The 25466-nt window shown below is 42.2% G+C and carries 20 protein-coding genes and 1 riboswitch; of the genes, 14 read left to right on the forward strand and 6 right to left on the reverse strand.

What is annotated here, in order from left to right:
- Positions 1-142: 142 nt before the first annotated feature.
- Positions 143-225, forward strand: a riboswitch (cyclic di-GMP riboswitch).
- A 66-nt stretch (positions 226-291) separates the two neighbouring features.
- From L2747_RS21425 to L2747_RS11235, 9 genes are all read left to right on the forward strand, one after another.
- A complete protein-coding gene (locus L2747_RS21425; protein ID WP_283107262.1) occupies positions 292-2472 on the forward strand; it encodes an immunoglobulin-like domain-containing protein in 2181 nt (726 codons plus the stop codon).
- Positions 2473-2730: 258 nt separating this feature from the next.
- Positions 2731-3885 carry a pyridoxal phosphate-dependent aminotransferase gene (locus tag L2747_RS11200; protein WP_248999114.1) on the forward strand — a complete coding sequence of 385 codons (1155 nt, stop codon included), beginning with the start codon at positions 2731-2733 and terminating at the stop codon, positions 3883-3885.
- A gap of 114 nt (positions 3886-3999) precedes the next feature.
- The gene (locus tag L2747_RS11205; protein ID WP_248999115.1) at positions 4000-5088 is read left to right on the forward strand and encodes a cysteine synthase A; all 1089 of its coding nucleotides are present in this window, start codon (positions 4000-4002) and stop codon (positions 5086-5088) included.
- 144 nt (positions 5089-5232) lie between these two features.
- Positions 5233-6108: an AraC family transcriptional regulator gene (locus L2747_RS11210; protein WP_248999116.1), complete on the forward strand. Its 876-nt coding sequence runs from the start codon at positions 5233-5235 to the stop codon at positions 6106-6108.
- A 386-nt stretch (positions 6109-6494) separates the two neighbouring features.
- Positions 6495-8048: an Ig-like domain-containing protein gene (locus tag L2747_RS11215; RefSeq protein ID WP_248999117.1), complete on the forward strand. Its 1554-nt coding sequence runs from the start codon at positions 6495-6497 to the stop codon at positions 8046-8048.
- 449 nt (positions 8049-8497) lie between these two features.
- Positions 8498-9979: an anaerobic nitric oxide reductase flavorubredoxin gene (norV, locus tag L2747_RS11220; protein WP_248999118.1), complete on the forward strand. Its 1482-nt coding sequence runs from the start codon at positions 8498-8500 to the stop codon at positions 9977-9979.
- Between the two features lie 4 nt (positions 9980-9983).
- On the forward strand, positions 9984-11150 hold the full coding sequence (norW, locus tag L2747_RS11225) for an NADH:flavorubredoxin reductase NorW (protein WP_248999119.1): 1167 nt from the start codon (positions 9984-9986) through the stop codon (positions 11148-11150).
- Between the two features lie 435 nt (positions 11151-11585).
- The gene (locus L2747_RS11230) at positions 11586-12512 is read left to right on the forward strand and encodes a transporter substrate-binding domain-containing protein (RefSeq protein WP_248999120.1); all 927 of its coding nucleotides are present in this window, start codon (positions 11586-11588) and stop codon (positions 12510-12512) included.
- A gap of 1 nt (position 12513) precedes the next feature.
- Entirely contained in the window at positions 12514-14862 is a 2349-nt protein-coding gene (locus L2747_RS11235) for a putative bifunctional diguanylate cyclase/phosphodiesterase (RefSeq protein WP_248999121.1), read from the forward strand.
- Between the two features lie 121 nt (positions 14863-14983).
- Here L2747_RS11235 and L2747_RS11240 read toward each other — a convergent pair whose 3' ends face one another.
- Entirely contained in the window at positions 14984-16369 is a 1386-nt protein-coding gene (locus L2747_RS11240; RefSeq protein WP_248999122.1) for an aminotransferase class V-fold PLP-dependent enzyme, read from the reverse strand.
- Positions 16370-16820: 451 nt separating this feature from the next.
- On the opposite strand from L2747_RS11240, the gene L2747_RS11245 reads away from it, so the two are divergent.
- Positions 16821-17315 carry a peptidylprolyl isomerase gene (locus L2747_RS11245; RefSeq protein WP_248999123.1) on the forward strand — a complete coding sequence of 165 codons (495 nt, stop codon included), beginning with the start codon at positions 16821-16823 and terminating at the stop codon, positions 17313-17315.
- 54 nt (positions 17316-17369) lie between these two features.
- On the opposite strand, the gene L2747_RS11250 is transcribed toward L2747_RS11245, so the two are convergent.
- Together L2747_RS11250 and L2747_RS11255 are read right to left on the reverse strand one after the other, a co-directional pair.
- Positions 17370-18047 (reverse strand): YoaK family protein, encoded by a 678-nt coding sequence (locus L2747_RS11250; RefSeq protein ID WP_248999124.1) that lies wholly within the window; start codon positions 18045-18047, stop codon positions 17370-17372.
- Between the two features lie 251 nt (positions 18048-18298).
- Positions 18299-19420 (reverse strand): multidrug effflux MFS transporter, encoded by a 1122-nt coding sequence (locus tag L2747_RS11255; protein WP_248999125.1) that lies wholly within the window; start codon positions 19418-19420, stop codon positions 18299-18301.
- Positions 19421-19550: 130 nt separating this feature from the next.
- On the opposite strand from L2747_RS11255, the gene L2747_RS11260 reads away from it, so the two are divergent.
- The 4 genes from L2747_RS11260 (at position 19551) to L2747_RS11275 (ending at position 22161) form a co-directional block, all read left to right on the forward strand.
- The gene (locus tag L2747_RS11260) at positions 19551-20342 is read left to right on the forward strand and encodes an AraC family transcriptional regulator (protein WP_248999126.1); all 792 of its coding nucleotides are present in this window, start codon (positions 19551-19553) and stop codon (positions 20340-20342) included.
- Between the two features lie 585 nt (positions 20343-20927).
- Positions 20928-21218: a DUF134 domain-containing protein gene (locus L2747_RS11265; RefSeq protein WP_248999127.1), complete on the forward strand. Its 291-nt coding sequence runs from the start codon at positions 20928-20930 to the stop codon at positions 21216-21218.
- 2 nt (positions 21219-21220) lie between these two features.
- Entirely contained in the window at positions 21221-21733 is a 513-nt protein-coding gene (locus L2747_RS11270; RefSeq protein WP_248999168.1) for a NifB/NifX family molybdenum-iron cluster-binding protein, read from the forward strand.
- Between the two features lie 104 nt (positions 21734-21837).
- The gene (locus tag L2747_RS11275) at positions 21838-22161 is read left to right on the forward strand and encodes a hypothetical protein (RefSeq protein ID WP_248999128.1); all 324 of its coding nucleotides are present in this window, start codon (positions 21838-21840) and stop codon (positions 22159-22161) included.
- 75 nt (positions 22162-22236) lie between these two features.
- On the opposite strand, the gene L2747_RS11280 is transcribed toward L2747_RS11275, so the two are convergent.
- The 3 genes from L2747_RS11280 to L2747_RS11290 form a co-directional block, all read right to left on the reverse strand.
- Positions 22237-22446: a TOBE domain-containing protein gene (locus tag L2747_RS11280; protein ID WP_012278778.1), complete on the reverse strand. Its 210-nt coding sequence runs from the start codon at positions 22444-22446 to the stop codon at positions 22237-22239.
- A 337-nt stretch (positions 22447-22783) separates the two neighbouring features.
- Positions 22784-23917, reverse strand: a complete 1134-nt coding sequence (gene rlmC / locus L2747_RS11285; protein ID WP_346347783.1) for a 23S rRNA (uracil(747)-C(5))-methyltransferase RlmC — start codon at positions 23915-23917, stop codon at positions 22784-22786.
- Positions 23918-24146: 229 nt separating this feature from the next.
- The gene (locus tag L2747_RS11290; RefSeq protein WP_248999129.1) at positions 24147-25316 is read right to left on the reverse strand and encodes an MFS transporter; all 1170 of its coding nucleotides are present in this window, start codon (positions 25314-25316) and stop codon (positions 24147-24149) included.
- Positions 25317-25466 lie beyond the last annotated feature (150 nt).

Consider the following 25466-nt stretch of genomic DNA (forward strand, 5'->3'; position numbering starts at 1 on the left):
ATGTTGGTTGTCAATATTTTGTCTTTGATGGTTTTATGGTTTTTATAGTTATAAGTTGGTGATTAATCGATATATTTCGATTTACAATATTAGGGTTAAAGATAATAATCCGCCAGATCTTACAAGTTGCACTATGTGCACTTGATGATAAAGGCAAAGCCTGTGAAAGCAGGTGACGCAAAGCATCCAGTCTAAGGGGCAACCTATGGCAGTGGCGCTACCACAAGTGACACAGGCGGCATTGGATGCCTGTTTGTTGCTTTTCTATATCTAATGAAAAGGGATAAATACATGAAATCACTAAAAATCAACCTATTAGGTGCTAGTGTTGCGTTAGCTATGGGGGCGTTATCTACTCCAGCTATGGCTAACGGTAGCGATATGGTTAATCCACAAGCGGGTGTTGTTGTGGGCTATTGGCATAACTGGTGTGCTGGTGGTGGTTACAAAGGTGGCATAGCGCCATGTGTGACATTAGAAGAAGTTGATCCGCAATATAACGTTGTTGATGTGTCATTTATGAAGGTTTATGGCGCTGTAGGCACAATTCCTACCTTTAAATTAGATCCTGCAGTGGGCTTGTCGGAAGCACAGTTTATTGAGCAAATCAGTGAGCTAAACCGTCAAGGACGTTCTGTATTAATCGCATTGGGCGGCGCAGATGCGCACATTGAGCTGCGTAATGGTCAAGAGCAAGCATTGGCTGATGAAATCATTCGTTTAGTCGAAATATATGGCTTTGATGGTTTGGATATCGACCTTGAGCAAGCGGCTGTTACCGCTGCAGACAACCAAACCGTTATTCCTGCTGCGCTGCGTATTGTTAAAGATTACTACCGTGAGCAAGGTAAAAACTTCTTGATCACTATGGCGCCTGAATTCCCATACCTAACAACCGGTGGCAAGTACGTGCCTTATATCACGGCACTAGAAGGCTACTACGATTGGATTAACCCACAGTTTTATAACCAAGGCGGTGACGGTATTTATATCGAAGGCCTAGGTTGGATTGCCCAAAACAACGATAACTTAAAGCAAGAGTTTATTTATCATATCGCTGACGCACTAGCGAACGGCAACAATGGTTTTACTAAGATCCCCCACGATAAACTTGTGTTTGGTATTCCTACTAACATCGATGCCGCAGCAACGGGCTATGTTAAAGACCCACAAAAACTGTACGCTGCTTTTGAACAATTAAAAGCACAAGGTCAGCCACTACGTGGTGTGATGACTTGGTCAGTTAACTGGGATATGGGGAAAAACTCAGCGGGTCAGGCGTACAATGAGTCATTCATTAAGGCATATGGTCCGTTTATTCATGGCCAAGATATTTTGCCGCCAGAGCCTGATAACGGTAAACCTATTTTTAGTGGGATCAGTAATACTCGCGTTAAGTTAGGCGGCGACTTTAACTCACTAGCTGGCGTAACCGCCAACGATATGGAAGATGGTGACTTAACATCGTCAATTGAAGTCGAAGGTAACGTAAACACTGACGCACTAGGTTTGTATGCACTAACCTACCGCGTGTCTGATAGCGATGATAATCTGACTGAACAAGTGCGTAGTGTTGAAGTGTATAACACTAAACCAGAAATCAAAGGCGTAACTAATGCCAGTGTATTCGTTGGTAGTGAGTTTTACCCTATGGCAGGTGTTAGCGCACTTGATGCCGAAGACGGTGACTTAACTGACCATATCGTTATTGAAGGTGATGTTGATACGGATACATTAGGTCAGTATTCACTCACTTACCGCGTAACAGACAGTGCGGGACAACAAACTGTTGTATTGCGTACTGTTACAGTGAAAGAGCAAGGCGCTGTGTGTGAAAACGCATGGGATAAAGCCAAGGTTTACCTTGGCGGTGACACAGTTAGCCATTCTAGTAAGAGCTGGTTAGCTGGCTGGTGGACTCAAGGTGATGAGCCGGGTACTACTGGCGAGTGGGGCGTTTGGAAAGCACAAGGCGATAGCGACTGTGACGGTGGCTTGCCACCAGTGGTTAAACCTACTCTTGATGTAACAGGTATTGCACCACGTTATGTGCTTGATCAAGGTAGTGTCACTATCGAATTTAGCGCTAGCGTTAACCAAACTATGGTGATTAAAGCTAGCTTAGTGCAAGGCAATAACGTATTTGCTAGCACTGAAGTTAATAGCGCAAGCACTGCAGCTCTGACTCTGTCTGCGACAGATTTAGCCGCGGGTAGCTATGAAGTTGTGGTTAGCGCTCCAGAGCAAGAGCTAACTCGCCGTACTAGCGTGAGCTTAGTTGAAGAAGACGAAGGTGGTGACTACCCAGCGTACGCTGCAGGCACTCAGTACCAAGCTGGTGATGTTGTGACTAACGCCGGCGGTGTTTATGAGTGTCTACCATGGCCAAACAGCGGCTGGTGTAGCGGTTCAGCAAGTCATTATGCTCCAGGTGTGGGCAGCGCTTGGGCTGATGCTTGGTTCGCTCGTTAATGTTCTCGATACAGTAAGCTAATCGGCTAACCTTATATCGACAAGCTTTAAAGCCCTATCAATTTGATAGGGCTTTTTTGTATCTGTTGTCTGGTGTTTGAGCTCAATTGCCTCTAGGCTAATTTATACTTTATTTATATACGCTTACGGCTAGATTTAAATGTGATCTAGCTAGCAAATTACTCTTGAATCACTAGCGGGAATGAGTAATTAATATGAATATCGCTATATATATTAATTCAATAATAATAACTAACTATGCACGCATCTACTTTCAAGTTAAGCCGTCGTCAGTTTCTATATGCAGGCGCAGCCGCATCGAGTTTAGCCACTCTAGGTTGTAGCTCAAGCTCTGTTTCTACGCAAACTCCTTCTACTGCAACAGTGAATACTGCTGAAGCGATACCGCTTAACTTTAACGAAAATCCATTAGGGCTAGCGCCTAAGGCACAGCAAGCGGTACTTGAAGCATTGCCTAATGCATGGCGTTATCCAGATGCTGCGCGCAGTGATTTGATGGCAACGATTGCCAGCAATTTGTCACTTGAAACCTCGCAGCTTATCTACGGCAATGGTTCATCTGAAGTGTTGAAGATGGCATTGGATGCACTGGTGCAAACTAATACCCAGTTAGTGATGCCAGATCCAAGCTACGGTGTGATTATTGATTACGCTATGGCGCGTGGTGTACCCGTGGTGAAGGTAAAGCTTGATGGCGATTGGCAAACTGATCTTGGCGCGATGAAAGCCAAAGTGGCAGCGCATAATGGTCCGTCGATTGTGTATTTATGCAATCCCAATAACCCAACAGGCTTGTTATTACCCCAAAGCGAACTTAATCAATGGTTAGATCAAGCATCGAGCCAATTAAGCTTTATTGTTGATGAGGCGTACGTGGAATATGTAGCACAGCCGGGATTTGTCTCTGCTATTGAGCGAGTTAAACAAGGGCAAAAGCATATTGTTGTGTGCCGTACTTTCTCAAAGATCTATGCCCTAGCGGGTTTACGTGTCGGCTATGGTGTTGCTCATGGCGAGTTGATTAAAGCGATGCAAGCTCAGGCGAGTATTGATAACGCCAACTTAATTGGTTGTGTTGCGGCAAAAGCTAGTCTTAGAAGTCAGCAATGGCTGGAGCTGAGTCTTAAATCAAACAGCCAAGCTAAAGAGTTAGTCTATAAACAGCTCGAAGCGCTAGGTTTAGATTATCTACCAAGTGAAACCAACTTTATCTTCCATAAAGTGAATGGCGATAGTGAGCTGTATATGCAACGTATGAGCAAGGCTGGGATTTTGGTTGGTCGTCCGTTCAATCACGGCGAAGGTTGGAACCGTCTTTCAATCGGCACGCCAGCACAGATGCAATACTTCTGCAAGACTTTGGCAAAGTTCCGCGAGCTAGGCTGGGTGTAATCTTAGTTTATATGGCCAAGTTCAGCAGTTTGATGAACTTGGCTTTAGGCATTTCTATGGCTAGTATGGTAATAACTCATATTGTAAAAATTAAGACCATAAAGAGTCCTTCTTATGCCTACTGCATCTAAATCCGATTCAAGCGTTTCAACAACCCCTCCGGTTATTTCTAACAATATCACCGATCTTATTGGTAACACGGATCTACTTAGGATCAATAGCCTAAGTGAGCTCACAGGCTGTGAGATTTTGCTTAAGTGCGAGCAACAAAATCCAGGTGGTTCAATTAAAGATCGTGCAGCGCTGCAGATGGTGAAAGATGCGATCGCCAGCGGAAAATTAAAGGCAGGCATGACGATCGTTGAGGGGACTGCAGGTAATACCGGCATAGGTTTAGCCTTAGTGGCTAAAGCATTAGGTTTTAAGATGCTGGTGGTGATGCCTAAAGGCCAAGCGCCAGAGAAAGAGCAGATGATCAGCTTGTTTGATGCCGAGCTTAAGTTGGTCGATGCCTGCCCGTTTGCTAACCCAGATCATTTCTATCACACCGCTAAACGATTAGGTGAGGCCAACAGCGATTATTGGTGGGCCGATCAATTTGAAAATACCAGTAATTTTAGGGCCCATTATCTCAATACCGCTCCTGAGATCTGGCAGCAAACTAAAGGAATGATCGATGCGCTAGTCTCTGTCGCTGGTACTGGCGGCACTATTGCCGGTAACTCGCGTTATTTATCTGAGCAAAATCCACAGTTACAAACTTGGTTGGTGGATCCGGATGGCTCTGGGATCTATTCATATTTGAAAGACGGTGAATATCAATCAACTGGCAGTTCATTCACTGAAGGTATTGGAATCATGCGCTTAGTTGAGAACTTCCGCCAAGCTAACATCAACAAAGCCATTACTTTGTCGGATGTTGATTTGATTGCCATTGCACGTCATGTCAGAGAGTATGACGGTATTACACTTGGCAGTAGCGCGGCACTCAATGTTGCTGGGGCGCTTTATGCCGCAGCTAAAATGGGCCAGGGTAAAACCATAGTGACCTTTTGGTGTGATATTGCCGAGCGCTCTTCATCAAAGCTTTATAATGAACAATTTCTTAGCGATAAAGGTTTTAGTGGCAGCAGTGAGGCCGTCGCAGATATGTTTGCTCGTTATCAAGCTGAAGCTGATAGCGCTGTGGTTACTCTAGAGTAGATTGGGAGCTGGGTTTAGTTTTTACTGCACATTTATTGATAATTAGTTTTTGGTGTTAGATAGTCCGCTAAAGTAGTTATCCGTATAGCCCTAAGCCTAAATTTTATTGGGTTTAGGGAATGTGGCAGGGTAGGAATTAAGTTGATGCACAGTGTTCCCAATGTTGAATTTAGAGCGCCTCATATTAATAAATCTGGCGTCGAAATATTAGATTTAGACCTTTTTTATAGCAAATTGGCTAAGTGTAAATTTTGCCCATCTCAACCTCATCGGATTAATTACTTCTGTTTTATTTATATCACTGATGGACAAGGTGGTCATTTTGTTGATTTTAAATATCATCCATTTAAAAGCGGCAGTTTTATATTTATCAATAAACATCAAGTGCATGCTTTTGATTTAGAGAGTCGGCCTAAAGGTAAGATGATTAATATTACCGAAGACTTTTTAAATACGATTTTAACCAATATCCGTATTCCATTTTTTACTCCTACTCATCTGGTGAGCTCACAGCAACCGCTTTTAAGTTTAAGCCAATCTTTGATAGAAACTTGTGAACATTTATTGTACGAAATTAATAAGGTTCAAGAAGGCACTGCAGACTCTAAATTGCTGGTGCAACTTTTATTCTCGTCATTACTCGTAGCTTTAGCGGCGGAGAGGAAGACTGAAGCCTTGCATTTAAATGAGGCGCAAGCATATCGTTTTCAGCAATTTTTACTGCTAATAGAGAGCAAGGCTGCAAGCACCCGTGAGGCATCGGAGTATGCGCAGATGCTGCATGTATCCTATAAGTCACTTAATTTACTGTGTAAGCAAGCTTGTGGCCAAACAGCAAAGCAGTTGATTGATGCGCATGCGATTCTTGAAATCAAACGCAGACTCATTATTGGTAGCGCCAAAATACAAGAAATTGCTTATCAGCTAGGCTTTGACGATGTGACTTATTTTGTGAAGTTCTTTAAACGCCATACTCAGCTTACACCATCCCAATTCAAAGATACTCACCCAATATCTTAACCACTAAATAAGCAGATGGTTTTATGCCATCATTTTGCTTATTAAATACCTGCGAAGTTCACATAGTTGCTACTAGGTACGAAAAACACCATTTTCGGGATGATAAGTCCATTACTGATTATCGCTTAATTGACTATTTTCATATTTGTAGAATATAGAAGATTAAGTAAATCTTTAGCCTATTAATTACTCGAGAACTTAAATTTTTATGCAGTATTGATCCTAATTAAATTAAACATGCTTAAGAGCTTGTTAATTTAATCTAGTCATATTTTCTCATCTTTATTCTATATAAAAGTCATTTCTGTTTCGTTAAGCGGTGATGGTTTTTAACCGTAGCTAGATAAAAATCAAATAAAAATAGTGATACTTTTGCAGGGAATATCATGATGAACAATGTAAATGCTTCATATAGAAAAGTGTTGATAGCAAGTATGGCAACATTACTCGTTGCTTGTGGCTCTGACAGCGATGATGTTATGCCGCCTCCACCTCCAAGTGATAATAACCCACCTATAGCCATGGCAACTACAGCGACGGCGATTATTGGTACGCCAGTGATGATTGATGCGTTAGCTAATGATAGCGATCCTGATGGTGATGAACTCACACTTAGCCAGATTGCTCTTATTGAAGGAAGTGGCGAAGGTCTGATTAAGGATAATCAACTATTATTTACCCCGACTCACGTTGGTACAGTAGTGTTTAGTTACACGATTGCTGATCCTGAAGGGGCTACCGATAGTGCTACAGTGACAATTATAGTGAGCGAAAGTCTTGAAACTCGGAGCTATGTGGGCAGCCAAACTTGCTTAAGCTGCCATACCGATAAGGATAGTTTCCTAGAAACAGGTCATAACTTTAAGTTGAGCAAAATTGAAAGTGGCGCAGCACCGCAGTTTCCATTTAGTTCGTTAGAAGGCTCGGTTGAATTACTATACGGAGCAGATAATACAGCGGGTACACCAAATAGTTGGGAAGAAGTGAGCTACGTAATTGGTGGATACTACCGTACTGCAATGTACCTAGATAAAAATGGCTATATCCTTTCAGGTACTGGTGTCCGTGCCATTCTGCCTGAAAATGGCGAAGACTTTACGATTGATCATATTTCAGCTTATGCCCCGGGCGGTGAAGCTGATTCCCATTCATTTGATTGTGGTCATTGTCACACTACTGGCTGGAAAGATCATACTCCTGGTTCTGACTTAAATCCAAATCATCAAGATGGCCTTGTTGGTATAGAAGGGACTTTTGAGATGACGGGAATTCAATGTGAAGCGTGTCATGGTGCCGGTGATAAGCATGTTAAAACCCAGTCAGCAGACGATATTGATCGTATTGCAAAGGGGCGTTATACCTCTGATCTAATGCAAGAGGATATGGGCTTTGGTAAGGCTGTAACTTGTTCTGAATGTCATAGTAAAAAGACTAATCGTAAGTTTCCAAGTTTTGTCAGTGAACATAACCAAGATTTTGGCGGCGATAGCATAGGCGGCCGTACTATTCCTTACGACTTAGGTGGTCGAGTGGCTGGTGATGCGCTACTGGGAATGGACGCTAATACTGGTAAAATTACCGGTAAGAAAGCGGATATGGCTTGTCATACATGTCATAACCCGCATCAGTCTAAGGTGAATGAGGACCAGCCTGGTCATGAAAATGCAATGCTGAAACAGTGTATCGATTGTCATTACGACAAGCCGTTTACTCCAGAACTTGAGGTACATAGTTTTGTCGCTAAATGTGAAAGCTGCCATATGCCTAACGAAAAGCATTTCTTCAGAATTAACTTAGATTACCCTGCGGATAGCACCGAGAACTTTTCTAAAGACGGCAAGTATGTACAGCCTTGGAATACGTCAAAAGACAGTTGTTCAAGCTGCCATAAAGACGATTACGATGTACGTGCAGCTTTGATTAAAAATATGCACCTGTAAACTTGCTCTAGCTGAATAAGTTCAACGAGTTCCACCTTTGATTAGACTTAGCCTTAAGTATTTTACTTGAGGCTTTTTTATGGGTTAACGATTGTCGCTGTCGTAGCTACAAGCTGTGGGATCTTGGCTGAAAAGGCTGTGGTAAGTCGCTATGGATTTATTTTCTCGGTTATGGCTTAGGCTACATATATTGCAGCCTGAAATTTTGCAGCATTAAGTTTGTAGATCTTAACTATAAGAGTTCAATGCAATATGTTATCGGTGGTGTCATATCGACAATTAATTATCATTTTGACACTTAATCATGATATCAAAAAGACACTCTTAAATTGAGTTTATCCCTGTTAAATCTTTAAAATCAATGAAATAAAATGTTGGCACGTTCGCTGCTATTACAGCTTCAGGTTTAGTGTTAATGCACTATTTGAATTTTAGTAATAGGTGGCAATATGACAATCCATGTCAAAAACAACATTCATTGGGTAGGACAACGCGACTGGGAAGTACAGGACTTCCATGGTACCGAGTATAAAATGACTAAAGGGACGAGCTACAACAGTTACCTTATTCGTGAGCAAAAGACGGTATTGATCGATACCGTTGATCATCGTTTTAGTCAGCAGTTTATCCAAAATCTTGAGATGGAGATCGACCTTAATGAGATCGACTACATCGTTATAAATCATGCCGAAGAAGATCATTCTGGCGCCTTAGTTGCGCTAATGGCCAAGATCCCCAATACCCCAATCTACTGCACTGAAAATGCAGTTGATTCGATCGTTGGTCACCACCATCACCCTGAATGGAACTTCAATGTGGTAAAAACCGGTGACACGCTAGACATTGGTAACGGCAAGCAATTGATCTTTATCGAAGCGCCTATGCTGCATTGGCCAGATAGCATGATGACTTATCAGACTGGTGACGCTGTACTGTATAGCAACGACGCCTTTGGTCAGCATTATTGCGATGAACGCCTATTTAACGATGAAGTCGATCAAACTGAATTGATGGATCAATGCCTGCGCTACTACTCGAATATTTTAACGCCTTTTAGTGCTTTGGTGACCGCTAAGATCCATGAAGTACTTAGCTTTAATGTTCCGGTTGATATGATCGCAACGTCACACGGTATTGTATGGCGCGATAATCCCACGCAGATCATCCACCAATATCTTGAGTGGGCTAATGATTACCAAGAAGATCGCATTACTCTATTTTATGATTCGATGTCGAATAACACCCGTATGATGGCCGATGCGATTGCTCAGGGGATCCATGATGTCGATCCAGCCGTTGCAGTGAAAGTCTTTAACGTATCGCGCCAGGATAAGAATGACATTCTTGCCAGTATCTTTAGATCGAAAGGGATCTTAGTCGGTTCATCAACCATGAACAATGTGATGATGCCTAAAGTGGCTGGTATGCTAGAAGAGATCACCGGTCTGCGCTTTAAGAATAAGAAAGCGGCAGCTTTTGGTAGCTTTGGCTGGAATGGCGGCGCGGTCGATCGCATTCATACTCGCTTAACCGATGCTGGCTTTGAAACAACTTATGGGATGAAAACTAAGTGGCGCCCAGACGGTAAAGCCATGCGTGAATGCCGTGAGTATGGCCAACATGTAGCTAAGCAGTGGGCGCTTAAGGACTTGTCTGAACCATTAAAGCAAAACATAGTTAACCGTGAGCCAGCTACAACAGATAGCAGTGTTGAGTCGTTTACGCCTGTGGCTCAAAGTGATGCAAGCGTTGCTATGGTTGATAGCCAAAAGATGCTATGCACCGTATGTAATTGGGTTTATGACCCCGCTATTGGTGAGCCGAATCAAGATGTCGCCCCAGGTACTACTTGGTCTGATGTGGCTGAAGATTTTCTTTGCCCTGAATGCGGTATTGGTAAAGAAGTGTTTCAACCAATAGCTGGAGCATAACTTGATGAGCGAACAACTTGATGCGCCAATCGTCATTATTGGTAGTGGCTTTGCCGCCTATCAGCTTATTAAGGCTATTCGCCGCAGCGATCAAACGGTAACGATCCAGGTTTTTACTGCTGATAATGGCGATGATTACAATAAGCCAGATCTAAGCCATGTGATGTCTAAGCAGCAGTTAGCAAGCGATCTTGTGCGTGCATCTGGGATGGAGATCGCGCGCGAGCTTAACTTTGAACTGCACGCTAATAGTTATGTGGACTCGATTGATCCGGAGCAACATAAGATCAAAGTTGTAGGTAAGGCGTACCCATACGCAAAGTTAGTTGTTGCCACCGGATCTAAGGCCTTTGTGCCGCCGATGTCAGGTAAGGCCATAGATCGCATTGTGACGCTCAATAGTTTGCAAGAGTACCAAGCTGCTGAACAAGAGTTGGCGTTGGCCAAACGTGTGTTAGTGATAGGTGGCGGTTTGATCGGCACCGAGTTATCTATGGATCTCGCAACAGCGGGTAAGCAAGTAATTACAGTTGATCCTTGTGATCAACTGATGGCCAATTTATTACCCGAATACATAGCGACTCAGCTACGTAAGCAGATGCAGCAATTAGGCGTGCAATTTGCGATGAGTAATAAAGTGAGTAGCATTAACTCCAGTGAAGATTGCCGCGCTTTGCAGGTAGAGTTAGCAAATGGTGAGTCGCTTATTGTTGATACTGTTATTTCTGCTGCAGGACTTCTGGCTAATACGCAGTTAGCGCAGCAAGCGGGTTTAGCGGTCAATCGAGGCATAGTGGTGGATAACCAGCTGCAAACCTCGGTAACGGATGTATATGCCTTGGGCGACTGCGCCGAGATTGGTGGCAAGGTGTCAGCGTATTTGCAGCCAGCTTTAGTTTGCGCCAATGCATTAGCTAAAACCTTATTAGGCCATGAGACGGCCGTAGTATTGCCCGCCATGTTGGTGAAGGTTAAAACGCCGCATTATCCCATTCAGTTGGCAGGGCAAGCAGTGCATCAGGTTAATCGTTGGCAATTAGATATCGATGCTGATGGGATGAGTGTGCAAGCTTTTGATAGTCGTGATGATCTACAAGGTTTTGTGGTGGCTGAGCAGCATATGAATAAGGCTTTTGGCTTGCTTAAGCGTTTAGGCAAAGCGGCAGTCTAGGAGTAAAAGAGACAATCGGTACAGTAGTTTAGTTTTGCTATAAATAGTGGTGAGATAGCGACAAGTATTTTACTCGATAGCGTAAAAATGGTCGAATTAGGCAAGTGTTAATCTGTCATTATAGAACAATAAAAAAGCCAGCTCTGCTGGTTTTTTTATTGTCTTTTTTAGCCGATATTTTTTACTGACACTAGCCATTTATTTGACAGTAATTTACGCTATTTAGTTGTAATTAATTAGTTGTTAAATAGTATTTATGTGCTTGTTTTAATGTGCTAATTTTATACTTTGTCGTGATAAGTAAATAAATGCCATCGCGATTGCTAAAATTGCTGCCTATGTCGCGAATTTTACATCGACTATAGGTATACTCCGTGAACTCAAATTTTACCTAAACGATCCTTAAGTGGTCAGGCTTTTATGAAGGTGTTTCAAATGCAATCAAGATTCATCATTCAGTTAGTCGTAATGTTAGTTTTAGGCTTATCTAGCCTGCAAGTTTTAGCAAGAGATTTAGCCGAGATTAAAGCTGAAGGCGTACTTCGTCATTTAGGCGTACCCTATGCAAACTTTGTTTCTCAATTTGAAGAGGGTAATAAAGTAAACCATAGCGGTCTTGATATTGAATTGATGCAAAACTTTGCCAAGCATCTAGGTGTGGAATATCAATTTGTTCCTGCTCAGTGGGCGACTGTATTTGGCAAGTTAACCGGTCGCAATGGCCAGTTTGTTAATAATAAAGTGGTCTATAGCCCAGAACAACCTATCGTTGGCGACGTTATTGCTAATGGCTTAACTGTACTCGATTGGCGCCGAGAGATAGTCGACTTTTCAGATGATTATTTTCCATCGGCTGTGTGGCTAGTGGCACGCACGACTTCAGAACTTAACCCTATAAAACCTAGCGGTTCAATTTTTGACGACATTACCATGGTGAGAAGTTTGCTCAAGGAGCGCGATATTCTGGCGATGAAACAATCTTGCTTGGATCCCGATCTTTATAACTTATACGCCACTGAAGCCAATGTTATTTTGCCGACTAAAGAATTACAACTTAATGAAATGGTGCCTTTTCTATTGAGTATCGATGCGGAAGCGACATTGCTGGATGTAGCCGACTCGCTCATTGCCATCGATAAGTGGCCTAATTCTATTAAGATTATTGGCCCAATTTCTGAAGAGCAAAGAATGGCGATGGGTTTCCGTAAAGACTCTCCTGAGCTCAGAGAAGCATTTAATCAATATCTTAAACAGATCCGTGCTGATGGTAGTTACCGAAAATTGGTTAAAAAGTACTACCCAACAGTATTCCATTATTACCAAGATTATTTTGATCAAGCGGTAGCTGATACTCATAAGTAACATGAAACACTTTAAATGGTTTAATAGCAAAACGACGATTATCATCGCCGGTATTTTATTGAGTGGCTATCTGATCCTCATTCTAACGGTAACCAATTTGGGACAAAGCCGTTTAAAGGAGTCACAAAATAGTGCACTTAATTTAAGAGTGAGTAATTACGTTGAAAACCTTAGTTTTTTCTTCGATGCTAGTGAAAAAAACATCGCTAACTTAAGTGAAAAGCGCGACGTTAATACTTACTTCTCCAACTTAGCTGCTGGCATGTCGATGCAGTATGGTTTGAGTTCAAGCTTGTTCAGCCTTAGTAGAACCATAGAGCATTTTACTCAATCAAATAAAATGGATAGCCAGTTTATTTACTCTAGGGTCACGATTGTAGGGCTTGGCGGTACTGTTATTGCGGACTCTGAATCTGAATCGGAATTTGATATTAGCAAATTGCCATTCAAGCTTATGGAGCAAGTTAGCCATAAGGTGCATTTGGTTGATACGGCAGACGGCTTACAGATCTTGTTACTGCAGACGATTTACCATCAGAATAAACCTGTGGCGATTTTGGTTGCGAGCCTAAATACTGAGTTGATTATCGGCATGTTATCGACTCAGGAGCATGTTGATAGTGGCAGTTGTTTAACCTTGGTCTCTCCAGCAGGAAATGTCTTGGTATGGAACTCTTTGACCGACTGTGGAACCAACATTCAGCAGCAAGGATCTAAATACTCGGCCAATAGTCCTGGGATTATCTATTTCAACAAGGACGTAAAGTCCACGCCGTTTATACTTGAAAGCTGGTTTGAGCCGGTGAGTGAAGAAGACATTTTTACGTCAGGTTGGTTTATTGCTGCCATTTCACTCTTAGCTTTACCTGTCTTTTTAGGTCTGATCTATTTAATGCGAGTGAATAACACTAATTTAGTGCTGCAGACTCAAGTTGAATTGTCATCGGAGCAACAGCAAAAGTTAGCCAAACAAAACACGTTACTGCATGAAGAGATCTCTAAACGGAAAAACTCAGAGAGCAAGCTTGCTTACCAAGCGAGCCACGATGAGCTGACCAATCTTGCTAACCGAAACTATGGTATGACAAGTTTAGAGCGAGCTATTTGCACCGCTCATGCTCGAAAGACTCAAATATTATTGCTATTTATCGATCTCGATAACTTTAAGCAGATTAACGACACTATTGGCCATCACGCTGGCGATGAGTTATTGAAGCAAACCAGTGCGCGTTTGCTTCAATCGGTACGCAGCACTGACACTGTCGCGCGTTTAGGTGGTGATGAGTTTTTAGTGATTGTGCCGGATATTAAACACCAAGATGCGGCAAAGTTGGTTGCGAGCAGTATTTTATCGATATTTGAAAAGCCGTTTCATATTGAGCAACAAGAGTTTTTTGTTTCGACTAGCATTGGTATGTCGACTTACCCGAAAGATGGCAATACTGCAGCGACACTGCTGAAAAGAGCTGATACGGCACTGTATCGAGTTAAAGATATGGGGCGTAATGGCTTTAGTTTTTATGATGCCAGCATGAACTTAGATGTGCAACGAAATCTAATGCTTAACATGCGCTTACATCAAGCGATTCAGCAAGGCGATATTGAGATTTACTATCAACCCATTTTGGATTTAAGCACTCGTAAGATTGTTGCTGCAGAGGCGTTAATGCGTTGGAATGACAGTGAACTCGGCTTTGTATCACCTGAAGACTTTATTCCGTTGGCTGAGAAAAATGGCTTGATCCACAAGCTTGGCGGGATGGTATTGTCTGAAGCATGTAGTAAAGCTGCCGGCTGGCAAGCTATTTGCCCGATCACGATTGCGATTAACTTCTCGAGTGTACAGTTCCGTTATTGTGAGCAGCTACAAGCAAAGATTGTAGATGTATTACAAGAAACGGGCTTACCCGCGAATAAGCTCGATATGGAAGTGACTGAAAGCTTGCTTATTGATCAAGGCCATAGTTTGATGAAGATGTTGTCGTACCTTAAACAGCTTGGGGTTGGGCTTTCAATTGATGATTTTGGTACTGGGTATTCAGCATTAAGTTATTTGCAAAAATTTCCATTTACCAAGCTTAAAATCGATCGGGCTTTTATTAATAAAATGACCACTAGTTCGTCTGATGAATCATTGGTATCGGCAATTTTAGCAATGGCAAAATCGTTAAAACTAGCTGTAGTGGCTGAAGGTATTGAAGATGAGCAGCAAGCAAATTTCTTGCAGCAACATAACTGTGAATATGGCCAAGGATACCTATTCAGTAGACCTATTCCCGCAGCAGAGTTTACTCGGTTATTACTTGATGAACAGGGCAAACTATCCGCTAACGTTCAGCAGCAAGCGTGACGTATTTTAAAGACTAATAAAAAGGCCGCTCACTTGTTTTAAAGGAGCGGCTTTTTTGTGAGTTAGCGCTATATCTAGCGGTAACTCACCTATTAAGTCAGGTAGTATTTAGCTTGTGTGCTTACTTCATCTCGCGATAAAGCTGTTTCATTGCCTTCACTAAGCCCTTTACGTCATCATGGTCATGGAATAAGTGAGTTGAGATACGTAGCGTGTAGGTCTTAAACATATCATTTGGGTCAATCTTGAAAGAGGTGGTTCTTACAATATAACCGTACTCTTCATGCAAACGGTCACGGAACTGGGTAAGTAGTTCAATATCATGTAGATCTTCAAATGGATTAAAGGTTGTTAGACCACTAGAAAGCTGACGAACATTAGGGGCAAAGATCATTGCATTAGGGAACTTTTTAGCCAGTTCACGCTTACATAGAGCGCTTAAGTCAAGAATACGTTCTTCAATAGCATCACGACCAATCTCATCCCACAGGGTACAAGCATCTGCTAATGCACGTTTTGCAGGGTAGTTATCTTGGCCAACAGATTGCAGTCTAGACTGTATGGCTGTAGCTGAAGAAGAACTATTGATAAACCAAAGCGGAGTTGCTCTGTCACTCCAAAATTCATATAAACGGCTGGCGTTGTCTCGAACATATAAGAAGCCAGTTGCTCCTGGACCACACTGCCATTTATGACCCGCACCAGAGTAAAAGTCACAGTCGATATCGTGGAAGTCTAAATTGAACATACCTGGGGTATGGGCACCATCAATTAAGGTCACAATACCGTTTGGAATCGCGACTTTCTTACAAATTTTCTTAGCAGGTAATGTGGTGCCGGTTGTGTAAGTTACATGTGAGAAAGCGATTAAACGTACACGATTACCATAGAGGTTTACCGCATCGTTGAACACTTTTACAAAATCATCAGCACAGACTTCATTATCAGGTGTATAAACAGGAAGAGTTAACTCTATGACTTCTGCACCATAACGTTCGGCAACATGCTTTAACGGCACGGTGATCGCTGGGTGCTCGTGGTTGGTTGTTAAGATGACATCGCCGTATTCAAACTGTAGGCCATTAATAATGGTACAAACACCATCAGTAGTGTTGCGTGACAAGACTAATTCGTGTTCGTCAGCACCAAAGCTTGGTGCTATTTGTCTAGCATAATCTAATGTTGGAACGTTGCTGTTCCAAGGGTTGATAGAAATTTGCTCATTAGCTTTATTATATTCTTTAAGTACTCTTTTTGGCATGCTACCAGAGGTACCGATATTCATATAGGTGGTGCGCTTGTTTAATACAAACTCTTTACGCACTTTATTCCAAAAGCCATGATCAGAATGATTACCGTGAAAAGCTTCAGTAAACTCGGCATTACCCGCCTGGGCACTGGCTGGTAATAGGCTGGCACCAGCAGCTGTAATAGCAAGACCTGTAGTAGTTTTTAGAAAGCGGCGACGATCGTTATTTTGTAAATTGTTATTGTGTTGATTGGTCATGGTTCGTTCTCTAATTAAGACTAAAAATAGTCAAAGTTGTTGTTTTTGTTTCTTTGTTGATAAAAGCCTGTTCTATAACTTATTTTATAAGCTAAAGAAGCCATATAACGTGACTAATAGCTCATAAGTTTATTGTGTGTAGTGACATAAAAACTTTAAAATCAATGGTTAAGTCATTTATTTGACGATATTTGTTATCAGTTGGTTTTTTGTTGATTAACAGCTGTCATATTCAGTTATATTGCGAATTTTAGGCGCTTGTTCGCCTGCTGACTGAATATTGGCGTTTATTAGCTCAACTCAACTAGACTGAATATGAACAGAGAGTCGTGAGGCCGGGTAAAGTTGAATGACCTGCTCAGATTGATTTAGCCTCGGACACTGATTTTTACAGTCAACAGCGGCTAAAGGTGGTACCTTCGCGATAAATTTTGATAAGGGTTATTCGGCCATGATTATATTTACCACTAATCTAGGTGACATTGAGATCACACTGGATTTTGATAAGGCGCCAGTTAGTGCCAAGAATTTTCTGAAGTACTGCCAAGATGGTTTTTTTGAAGGCACTATTTTTCACCGCGTGATTAAAGGTTTTATGATCCAAGGCGGTGGTTTTACAGCTGAGATGGAAGAGAAGCCGACACGAGCAGCGATTGTTAACGAAGCCAATCGTGGCCTTAAGAATGTGCGTGGCAGTATTGCTATGGCACGCACTGATGCGCCGCATTCTGCGACGGGTCAGTTCTTTATCAACTTGGCTGATAATAGTTTTTTAGATCATACAGCAACAACTAATGCTGGTTGGGGTTATGCTGTATTTGGCCAAGTGACTAGCGGTATGGATGTGGTGACTAAAATTGGCCGTGCTAAAACAGCATCTCAAGGCGATCATGATGATGTGCCAAGAGAGGCTATCGTGATTGAGAAAGTGACGATTAATTTATAATGCAGTAGCCAAAATAGATAAGTGATCAAATCACTTATCTATATACCAAATCACTCATTTTAGGCTTTCTTTTTGGCGTGTGTGGATTTTGTAGAAGCGATAGCTCATGGCGAGCGCGATACAAATAGCCGCAGGTGCTAATAGCGCGAAAAATGCCAATTTGGCAAAAAGAACAGCGCCTAAGGCACCGCCAGAGATAAAACCTGCAATGATAAGCAAAAATAGTATGGCTTTACGCTTATCAAATTTTTCACCTTTAAAAGTGCCACCGAGCATGATGCCTAAATCTGTAAATATGCCGGTAACGTGTGTGGTGCGAACAATTGCACCACTATAGGTGGTTGCTAAGGCATTTTGCAGTCCGCAAGCCGCAGAGGCCATGTAATGCCCGTAATAAGTCCCATCTTGCAGAAGATATATTGCCACTAGCAGAAAGCCTGCTTCAATTAACAATAAGGTGTCGTAATGGCGGCCAAGCTTAACGCTACTCCCCGACAAGAATGCCCCTGAAAGTGTCGCGCCAAACATAAAGCTAATTAAAATACCCAGCAGATGAAACAGTGCAGTTGGCGACGAGCTTAATAATTGAGTCCCCACAAGGGTGGCTGTTCCTGATAGATGAGAAACAGATTGATGCTCAAATCCGAGTAGTCCAATCGCATTAACACTACCGGCAGTGAAAGCCAGAATGAAAGCCCCGTATTCTACCCATTTTGGAAGTTTAGAGATCACTGTAAAGCCTTAGTTGTGCCCAATAGATAGTACGTCTTAGAAGACGTAAAGTTGGTCATCTATTGAGCCATTGAGTTATGGGTAATTTGGAAGCTTAAACCGCTTGCTGAATGCATTTGGCTTAAGCGGTATATTTTGCCTTTGTTCAACATACTAAAATGCCATGTTGATCGCAAAAGTACTGCGATGTTGTTTATCTGCATAGCCACTGGCAAGGTTAGCCGCAACGAGTCATATCCAGTAGAATAGGTTTATCGCTTTTTGAGACCAAGCACAGTGCAAACTAGTGCACTAATCAATAAGAGTAAGGCGAGGTTATGACTGATTGCAGCTAAGGCTAAGCCAGCTCCCAGTAACAGATAGTAAGTTAATCCAAATAGCGCGCCTGCAGTACCTGCCGCTTCTTTATAGTTAAGTAGCGCTTGACTTAAAATATTGGGAATAGCGATACCAAACCCGAATACTATTAAGCTCATTGGCAGCAAGAATAGTAAGCTAGATTGAGTTAGATATACGCCTATAGCCCCCACAAGTGCTGTAATACCAGCTAAAGAAATCAAGGTTTCAATTTGCCAGTTCCTGCTGAGTAAATACTTATTACAGACACTTCCCATTAATACGCCAGTTGCGAGTATGATCCCGCTCGCGCCAAACTGTTTCTGGCTCAATCCTAGCTGGCTGAATACAAAAGGTGCGAGTGAGTAATAGCCAAATAGCATTAAGTTAAAGCTCGCAACCAAAACAGCGTCGCGCCAAAGCATAATATCTCGGCACATTCTTAGTGCTAAAGGTTTTATCGCTGTCGCTTTTTGGCTTGTGGTCTGGGTTTCTGGTAGTCGCCAAATGCATAAGGTTATTAAGGTAGCCGCAAGCGCCCCGAGTGCCAAAAATACACCCTTATGGCCAGACTCACTGGCGAGAATACTGCCTAAGAGTAGTCCCAAGGCCGGGCTAACGCCTATTCCCATGCCCATAATTGAGAAGACTTTACTGAGCTCTCGCCCCTGAAAGCTGTCGCGCAGCATAGTTTGAGTGACAATTGAGCCTACGGCTGCGCCAAATGCGCTTAAACTGCGTGCCAGTAGCAGGTATTCAAATGCAGTGCTCTGTATCGCAATAATTGAGCCTAGAGCGTAACTCAACAGGCCAAGTAACATTGCAGGTCTGCGGCCCATAACATCGGCTAGGCGGCCCCAAACGATGACACCTAGCGCAAATGCAATAAAGTAAATTGATAGCGTTTGTGAGGCCGCATGTGGGCTAACATCAAAAGCTTTAGCTATGTTAGGTAGTACAGGGCTGTATACGGTCTCCACGATTTGTGGAAACATCATTAGGCTGGTGATTAGCCAGATCTCAGGTCTGTTTTTCATGGTTATTCCATTATATTTATTGCTGGAAACAGTGATGCGGTTGATGGTGCGGGAGAGAGTGTAGTGATTTAGCTTGCTGTCTATTACAATAATAAAGACTAAAAACAGCTGAAATCGGACAAACTAGTTAATGGCAATAATTGAGCATGACGCAAGATTTGATGCTGATAGCATAGAGGTAAATGTGCTTGGTATTGCTGCAGATGTCGGGCAGCATGATTCGGGAATGCATACCCATCAAAAAGCACAGCTGTTGTATGCACCGCGTGGATGCATGTCGATCACCTTAAGTGACACTCAGTTTGGTAAACGCGAGTGCGTGTTGCCTCCGACAAAGGCTGCATGGATCCCTGCTGGAGTCGAGCACTGCGCTAAAATGCGCAATGTAGTGGCTTACCGTTCAATTTACTTTGATATTCAATTTTTCAATGATTTACCTAGTTCAGTTAAGATTCTCGGAGTTAATTCGTTACTTGGTGCCTTGATAGAGCGAATGGCAATGTGGGCTTGGGATATGCCGAGTGAGCAACAAACTGCATTGGTGGCACTATTCATTGAAGAGCTTAAGCTCGCTGAAGAGTTAAAGTTATCATTGCCAATTCCTAGCGATAAGCGTTTACAAGCTTGGCTGCAAGGTCTGCGAAGCGGCAAATATCAAGCGGAGCAACTTAACAAAATAGTTGGTGAAATCGGCGCTAGCGACAAGACAATTTCGCGGATTTTTAGTCAACAAACCGGTATGAGCTATCAAGCTTGGCGGCAACAGTGGCGCATACATGCAGCAATAGAGCGGCTAGCTGAAGGGGCAAGTGTATCTGCAGTGGCATTTTCATTAGGTTTTGCCAGTGACAGCGCTTTTATTAGTTTTTTTAAGCAGCATATCGGTAATACACCTAGCCAGTATTTCAAAGTACGTTTGTAAGATTTGTATCCAGCAGAATTCAATTAATGCTTCTTTATGCTTTATAAGCGTCTTTTCTGCTATATAGAGATTTATCTGACCTTAGGATAATCGTCTTGCTATTAATACCAATCAGTATAAACATTTAGTCACTCAGCGAGAGTTTAGCGGTTTTGAGGCAAGGCAACGAGTGAAGAGCATAGTTGCTCTACGTTCAAGCTCGTTAACACAGCATCAGAATCGCTAAAACTCGCCATTCTGGAGCGTTTTTAGCTGCCTACTTCTACGTTGAATAGCTTGATAAGGGAATAACCATTATTGCAGCTATTCGTCTTGAATTAGTTTGCCAAAAACCGCTCTGAGTAGATCAAATTCTTATACTGATTGGTATACCCCCTATGAGCAAACCATATTTATACAGATTGCTATTACTGTAGTTGGCGATTATTTAGGCTTTGCGAATATTTTTCAGTGTGATTTTTCTCCCAGTTTACCCGTTGAGCATACTTAATAATGGTAGTTATTGGCGTAAGCCAATAACTTGCTAGCAGCCTAATCGTTGCAAATGCTTGTTGATACACCATTAAGTAACTAAGGGCTATTAACATGTCTAGACCTAAAAAGTGTCGCCATTTATCCAGCTGTGTGCCGTGCAGCTTATTCAAACCTAATGGCATTCCATCTCATCTGTTAGAAAAGATCCAGTTAGATGCGGATGAATTTGAAGCGTTAAATTTAGGTGATGTAAAAAAAATGAGTCAGTTAGATGCAGCGGCATCGATGGGGATTTCAAGACAAACTTTTGGTTACTTATTAGCGAGCGCCCGTAAAAAAGTGGCCACTGCGGTGACGCAAGGCCAGGCACTTTTACTACCTCAAAATATGAATAAGGAATGATGATGATTATTGCTATCCCTATGAGCCGTGACCGTTTGGCGACTCACTTTACCAAGGCGCCTGAAATTGCTTTTTATGATGAGCATCAGCAATTAATCAGCCGAGTAGCCAATCCTGCACAGGATGGTGGCTGTAGCGCAAAAAAAGCCATGCTAAACCTGATCACTGAGCATAATGCTAACATCGTAATCGTGCAGTTTATTGGTGAGCGTATGCTAGGTAAATTACTTGATGCCGGAGTGAGTGTTAGTCAGGCTGATAACTCTTTAACTATTGCTGAGTTAATGACAAATGCGAAAGATTTAAGTTGTCGTTTAGTTGACGCTAGCCAAGGCCGTAGATCAATTAATCATGAGAAAAAGGGGGGATGTTGCGGTGGCTCTAGTGGCGGCTGTGGCTGCAGCGGTAAAAAGCAAACATCGAGTGTATTAGAGCCGAGGTTACTGCATGTACCTCAGCAAGCATTATCGAATGATGCACCAATACAATATGCAGGGTTTAGAAGCCTTAAGTAAGCGGACTAGCTTAAGCTTTATAATTGAGGGTGAGGCTTTACATTTTTTGCTAAATATTTCATGTTAGTACATGAGTGTATAAAAAAACGTCAACGGAGGACGTCGTGGCAGTATTAGCAATGGGAGCTGGATTGATACTTTTAGGTTTAGCCTTTATGGGGCTGCCAAAGCTTAATAATACGCTAAAACAACATGATAGAGCACAATGGGAAGTGCTAGCTAGGCAAAGAGGACGTTTAACACTACCTTTTGAACGAATGAGTTTATTTGCTTGGACCTTGAACAGAGGCTTCGAGAACTCTGAGAACATTGATATCCAATACGCAGGCCTGATTGCTTACAAGCATGCAACGCGGGTTAAGTACCTTATCCTGTTAGGCGTATCTTTGGTTATTATTGGTTCGGTTATGTTCTTAGTTAAGGGTTGAACCTTTACCTCGACATATGAAAACAAAAAAGCCGCAAGCACTTAAGTGTTTGCGGCTTTTTTATTAAGCATATGCTTAGTCTACAGCAACCATAACGTTGCTTGCTTTGATGATCGCGTAAGCTTGACCACCAACAACTAGACCTAGTTGCTCGCAAGATTTTTTAGTTACAACAGAAGTGATTTCAACACCAGGTGCTAGTTCGATAACAACTTCGTTGTTTACTGAACCTTCGTCGATTGACTTGATAGTACCGTTTAGAGTGTTGCGTGCGCTGATTTTCATAAGTATATCCTTAATAGTTAAGTCATTATTATAATTGGCTTATTTATATAATGATATCTACTGAAGGACAATGTGTCGCATTATTTTGGTTGTGATCACATTTGCTTATCCCAAGACTATGTTTTTGTGACTTTAATCGCAATTTAATGACTGGTTATTCATATGTTACTAATTTAAAAGGTGTTAATGATACTGAATTTTAAGCTTATTGAGCAGTATGTGAGCAGATGAATCGCGTGGAGTTAAGTTAGGTTGCTACGGAGGGGGCTAAATTGGTACTTAGGCTTAGCTTCAAAGTTGAAGTAAGCCTGTAGGATTGATGATTACGAATGGCCAGTTATTGTTTAATTAGCATCACTAACACTTCAAAATGATCGGTATGCGGGAACATATCAAATAGCTGTACTTTTTGGATTCGATAGCCCTGAATATTAGCTAAATCTTTAGCCAATGTGTATGGGTTACAGCTTGAATACAAAATGGCTTTAGGGGCAAATGCTGCTAGCGACTCACAAAGCTCTTTGCCTATGCCGCGACGAGGTGGATTAACAATCACTACATCTGGTTTATTGGTTGCGTCACAGCCTTGGGCAAATCCCGTCGAATCAAGCGCAGTAAAATCAACCTGAGTCAGCCCCATAGTCTCTGCCGAGATCTTAGCGCAGGCAATTGCTTCGCTTGAAATTTCTATTCCAGTTAATGGAATGGATTTAGAGGCACAATGAAGGCCAAAACCACCCACACCACAGAAAAGATCCCATAAGGAGCTTGGCTTTAGCTCAGCCACCCATTCGCGAGCCGTTTGGTAAAGTTTAGCTGCGATCTCTGGGTGAGTTTGAAAGAAGCTCTTGGGGCGAATAAACAGTGGCACATCGTTAAACTGCTCTGATAAGCGTGTTTCTTCACTTAAGAACAACTCTTCTTCACCTTCTAGAATTGCCATATGCACGGGCTGGATGTTGACCGACACTACTTTGATTTTTGGGTATTCGCTTAACAGCTGTGGTAACTCGCGCTCAATGCGTGCAATCGACTTATGCGACTTGAGTACAAAGCGTAATAGATATTCCCCTTTAATCTGACTGCGGGTTAACAGGATAAATTTAAGTTCACCTTTAGCCTTCTCGACATTGTATGGCGGGATACCAGCTTGACGTACAAACAATTCTAATCGATGCAATAGTTGCTGCATATCAGCTGGGTATAGCTGGCAATCACATAAGCTTACTGGCTCACCAGTGGGCGATACTATGCCTAAAGTCGGTTGATGTGCTGCACCAAGTACTACCATTTTTGCTTTGTTTCTAAAGCCGCTATTAGGGCCAAAAACCGGCGAATGCCATTGCTCAACGCTGAATTCACTAAGCAGTTGGGTTAATACTTGTGACTTGGTATCGACTTGTTCAGGCATGGGTTGCTGGATATGACGACAAGAAAGACATTGCTGCTGATCAAAGTAGGCACATTTCACGAATTGGGTTCTCTAAAGCGTTGGCTGGATAATTGTTGGCGACCATTTCTACTAACTTATTATTTTAGAAGTGGTGCTGATTGGCGTTAAAGCAAATCACCTTGGTATATTTTAGTGGTTTTTTTATAAAAAATCGCCTTTAAAAGGCGTTATGGTTATTTTACTGTCGTGCAAAAAATAAAAGCGCAGCTATTGCTGCGCTTTTATTGTATGAATTCTGCAGAATTGATTAACCAATCGCTGGTGTGTGGCCACTGCGAGTGTTTTGTAGACTTTTAATCAACATATAAATAGATGTTGTGGTTAATACTACTGCTAAGTAGGTGATAAGAGAATGTGCAGATGTACTGCTATGCTCAGCTATCACCGGGCCAAATACGGATCCAACGCTATAGCTAAGTAGCATAAGCTCTGTAGCGGCTACAATCTTCTCTAGTGCCATGGTCTCGCAAGCCAGAGTAATGGCAATAGGATAAAGCGCAAAGCAACTCGCACCTAATAAGAAATAGCAAGTCGTTACAAAAGGTACAGAAGTACCATCAGCAATACCTACGATACCAATTGTGCCTAACAAGCAAAATAGTGCCATAAGTAAGCTTTTGCTAATGCGAGTCGATAAATAGCTCACTAAAGGCTGCACTAGCATACCGCCTAGAATAATAATCGCCATTAAAAATGCTGTACGCTCATTACTGGCAAATTGTCCATTAATATAGCTCGGCATTAGGCCATAAATGGGGCCCAGTAACATACCTGACACAAGGCAGCCAATCACGGCTGGTAAGCTAATCTTCTTAACTTCTTTCAAGCTAATCTTTTGGTGTGCTAATGCTTCCGGCTGACCTTTCTTCACTAATAATGGTGGTAAGATGGCTAACATTAACAAGCCAATTACCCAGTAAAATGGGCCATTACCGTCAACACCTAACGGGCCAATAGCTAATTGGCCTAATGCACTGCCACCATAAAGCGACGTCATGTATAGGCCTAAACGTTTCGCTCTTTGCTTAGCGTTGTCAGCCATGAGAAGCCATGACTCAACCACAACGAATACACCTGCAACCGCAAAGCCTGCCATAAAACGGGCAATAAGCCAGACCGTGGCTGTTGGTACAGCAAGCATTGCCACAATCGTCAGGGCTAGCATGCCTAAAAACAGCATCAAAGAGAATCGGTGACCAACTCTGGTCACAATTGATTGAATACAGGTGGTACCAACTAAAATGCCTAAATAGAAGATGCTAGCTAACCATGCTACTAATGAACTATCCATGCCAAATGATGCCAATGACAATGGAATTAGACTCATTAAAAAGCCTGATGCAATTGCAAAAAACGATAAACCAGCCACAGGTACGAACGTACTGTTTTTGTGTGGTTTGCAGGCAGAAATGTCCACCTTTATCTCCTATAGATTGATACTTATTAAAGTTTGAGTGTTAACTTGAGGAGGCGGATTTTATGCTTTTAATATAGAAAGTAAAGCTTAATTTATGTACGCAGAAATAAAAATCTATTTTTTAGAATTTTTTGTTTTTATCTTGCTGAT

Source organism: Shewanella marinintestina, assembly GCF_023283845.1.
GTDB classification, from domain to species: Bacteria; Pseudomonadota; Gammaproteobacteria; order Enterobacterales; family Shewanellaceae; genus Shewanella; species Shewanella marinintestina.

Coding starts and splice junctions, on each gene's coding strand:
- L2747_RS21425 (WP_283107262.1), top strand. CDS start 292: ATGAAATCACTAAAAATCAACCTATTAGGTGCTAGTGTTGCGTTAGCT.
- L2747_RS11200 (WP_248999114.1), top strand. CDS start 2,731: ATGCACGCATCTACTTTCAAGTTAAGCCGTCGTCAGTTTCTATATGCA.
- L2747_RS11205 (WP_248999115.1), top strand. CDS start 4,000: ATGCCTACTGCATCTAAATCCGATTCAAGCGTTTCAACAACCCCTCCG.
- L2747_RS11210 (WP_248999116.1), top strand. CDS start 5,233: ATGCACAGTGTTCCCAATGTTGAATTTAGAGCGCCTCATATTAATAAA.
- L2747_RS11215 (WP_248999117.1), top strand. CDS start 6,495: ATGATGAACAATGTAAATGCTTCATATAGAAAAGTGTTGATAGCAAGT.
- norV (WP_248999118.1), top strand. CDS start 8,498: ATGACAATCCATGTCAAAAACAACATTCATTGGGTAGGACAACGCGAC.
- norW (WP_248999119.1), top strand. CDS start 9,984: ATGAGCGAACAACTTGATGCGCCAATCGTCATTATTGGTAGTGGCTTT.
- L2747_RS11230 (WP_248999120.1), top strand. CDS start 11,586: ATGCAATCAAGATTCATCATTCAGTTAGTCGTAATGTTAGTTTTAGGC.
- L2747_RS11235 (WP_248999121.1), top strand. CDS start 12,514: ATGAAACACTTTAAATGGTTTAATAGCAAAACGACGATTATCATCGCC.
- L2747_RS11240 (WP_248999122.1), bottom strand. CDS start 16,369: ATGACCAATCAACACAATAACAATTTACAAAATAACGATCGTCGCCGC.
- L2747_RS11245 (WP_248999123.1), top strand. CDS start 16,821: ATGATTATATTTACCACTAATCTAGGTGACATTGAGATCACACTGGAT.
- L2747_RS11255 (WP_248999125.1), bottom strand. CDS start 19,420: ATGAAAAACAGACCTGAGATCTGGCTAATCACCAGCCTAATGATGTTT.
- L2747_RS11260 (WP_248999126.1), top strand. CDS start 19,551: ATGGCAATAATTGAGCATGACGCAAGATTTGATGCTGATAGCATAGAG.
- L2747_RS11265 (WP_248999127.1), top strand. CDS start 20,928: ATGTCTAGACCTAAAAAGTGTCGCCATTTATCCAGCTGTGTGCCGTGC.
- L2747_RS11270 (WP_248999168.1), top strand. CDS start 21,221: ATGATTATTGCTATCCCTATGAGCCGTGACCGTTTGGCGACTCACTTT.
- L2747_RS11280 (WP_012278778.1), bottom strand. CDS start 22,446: ATGAAAATCAGCGCACGCAACACTCTAAACGGTACTATCAAGTCAATC.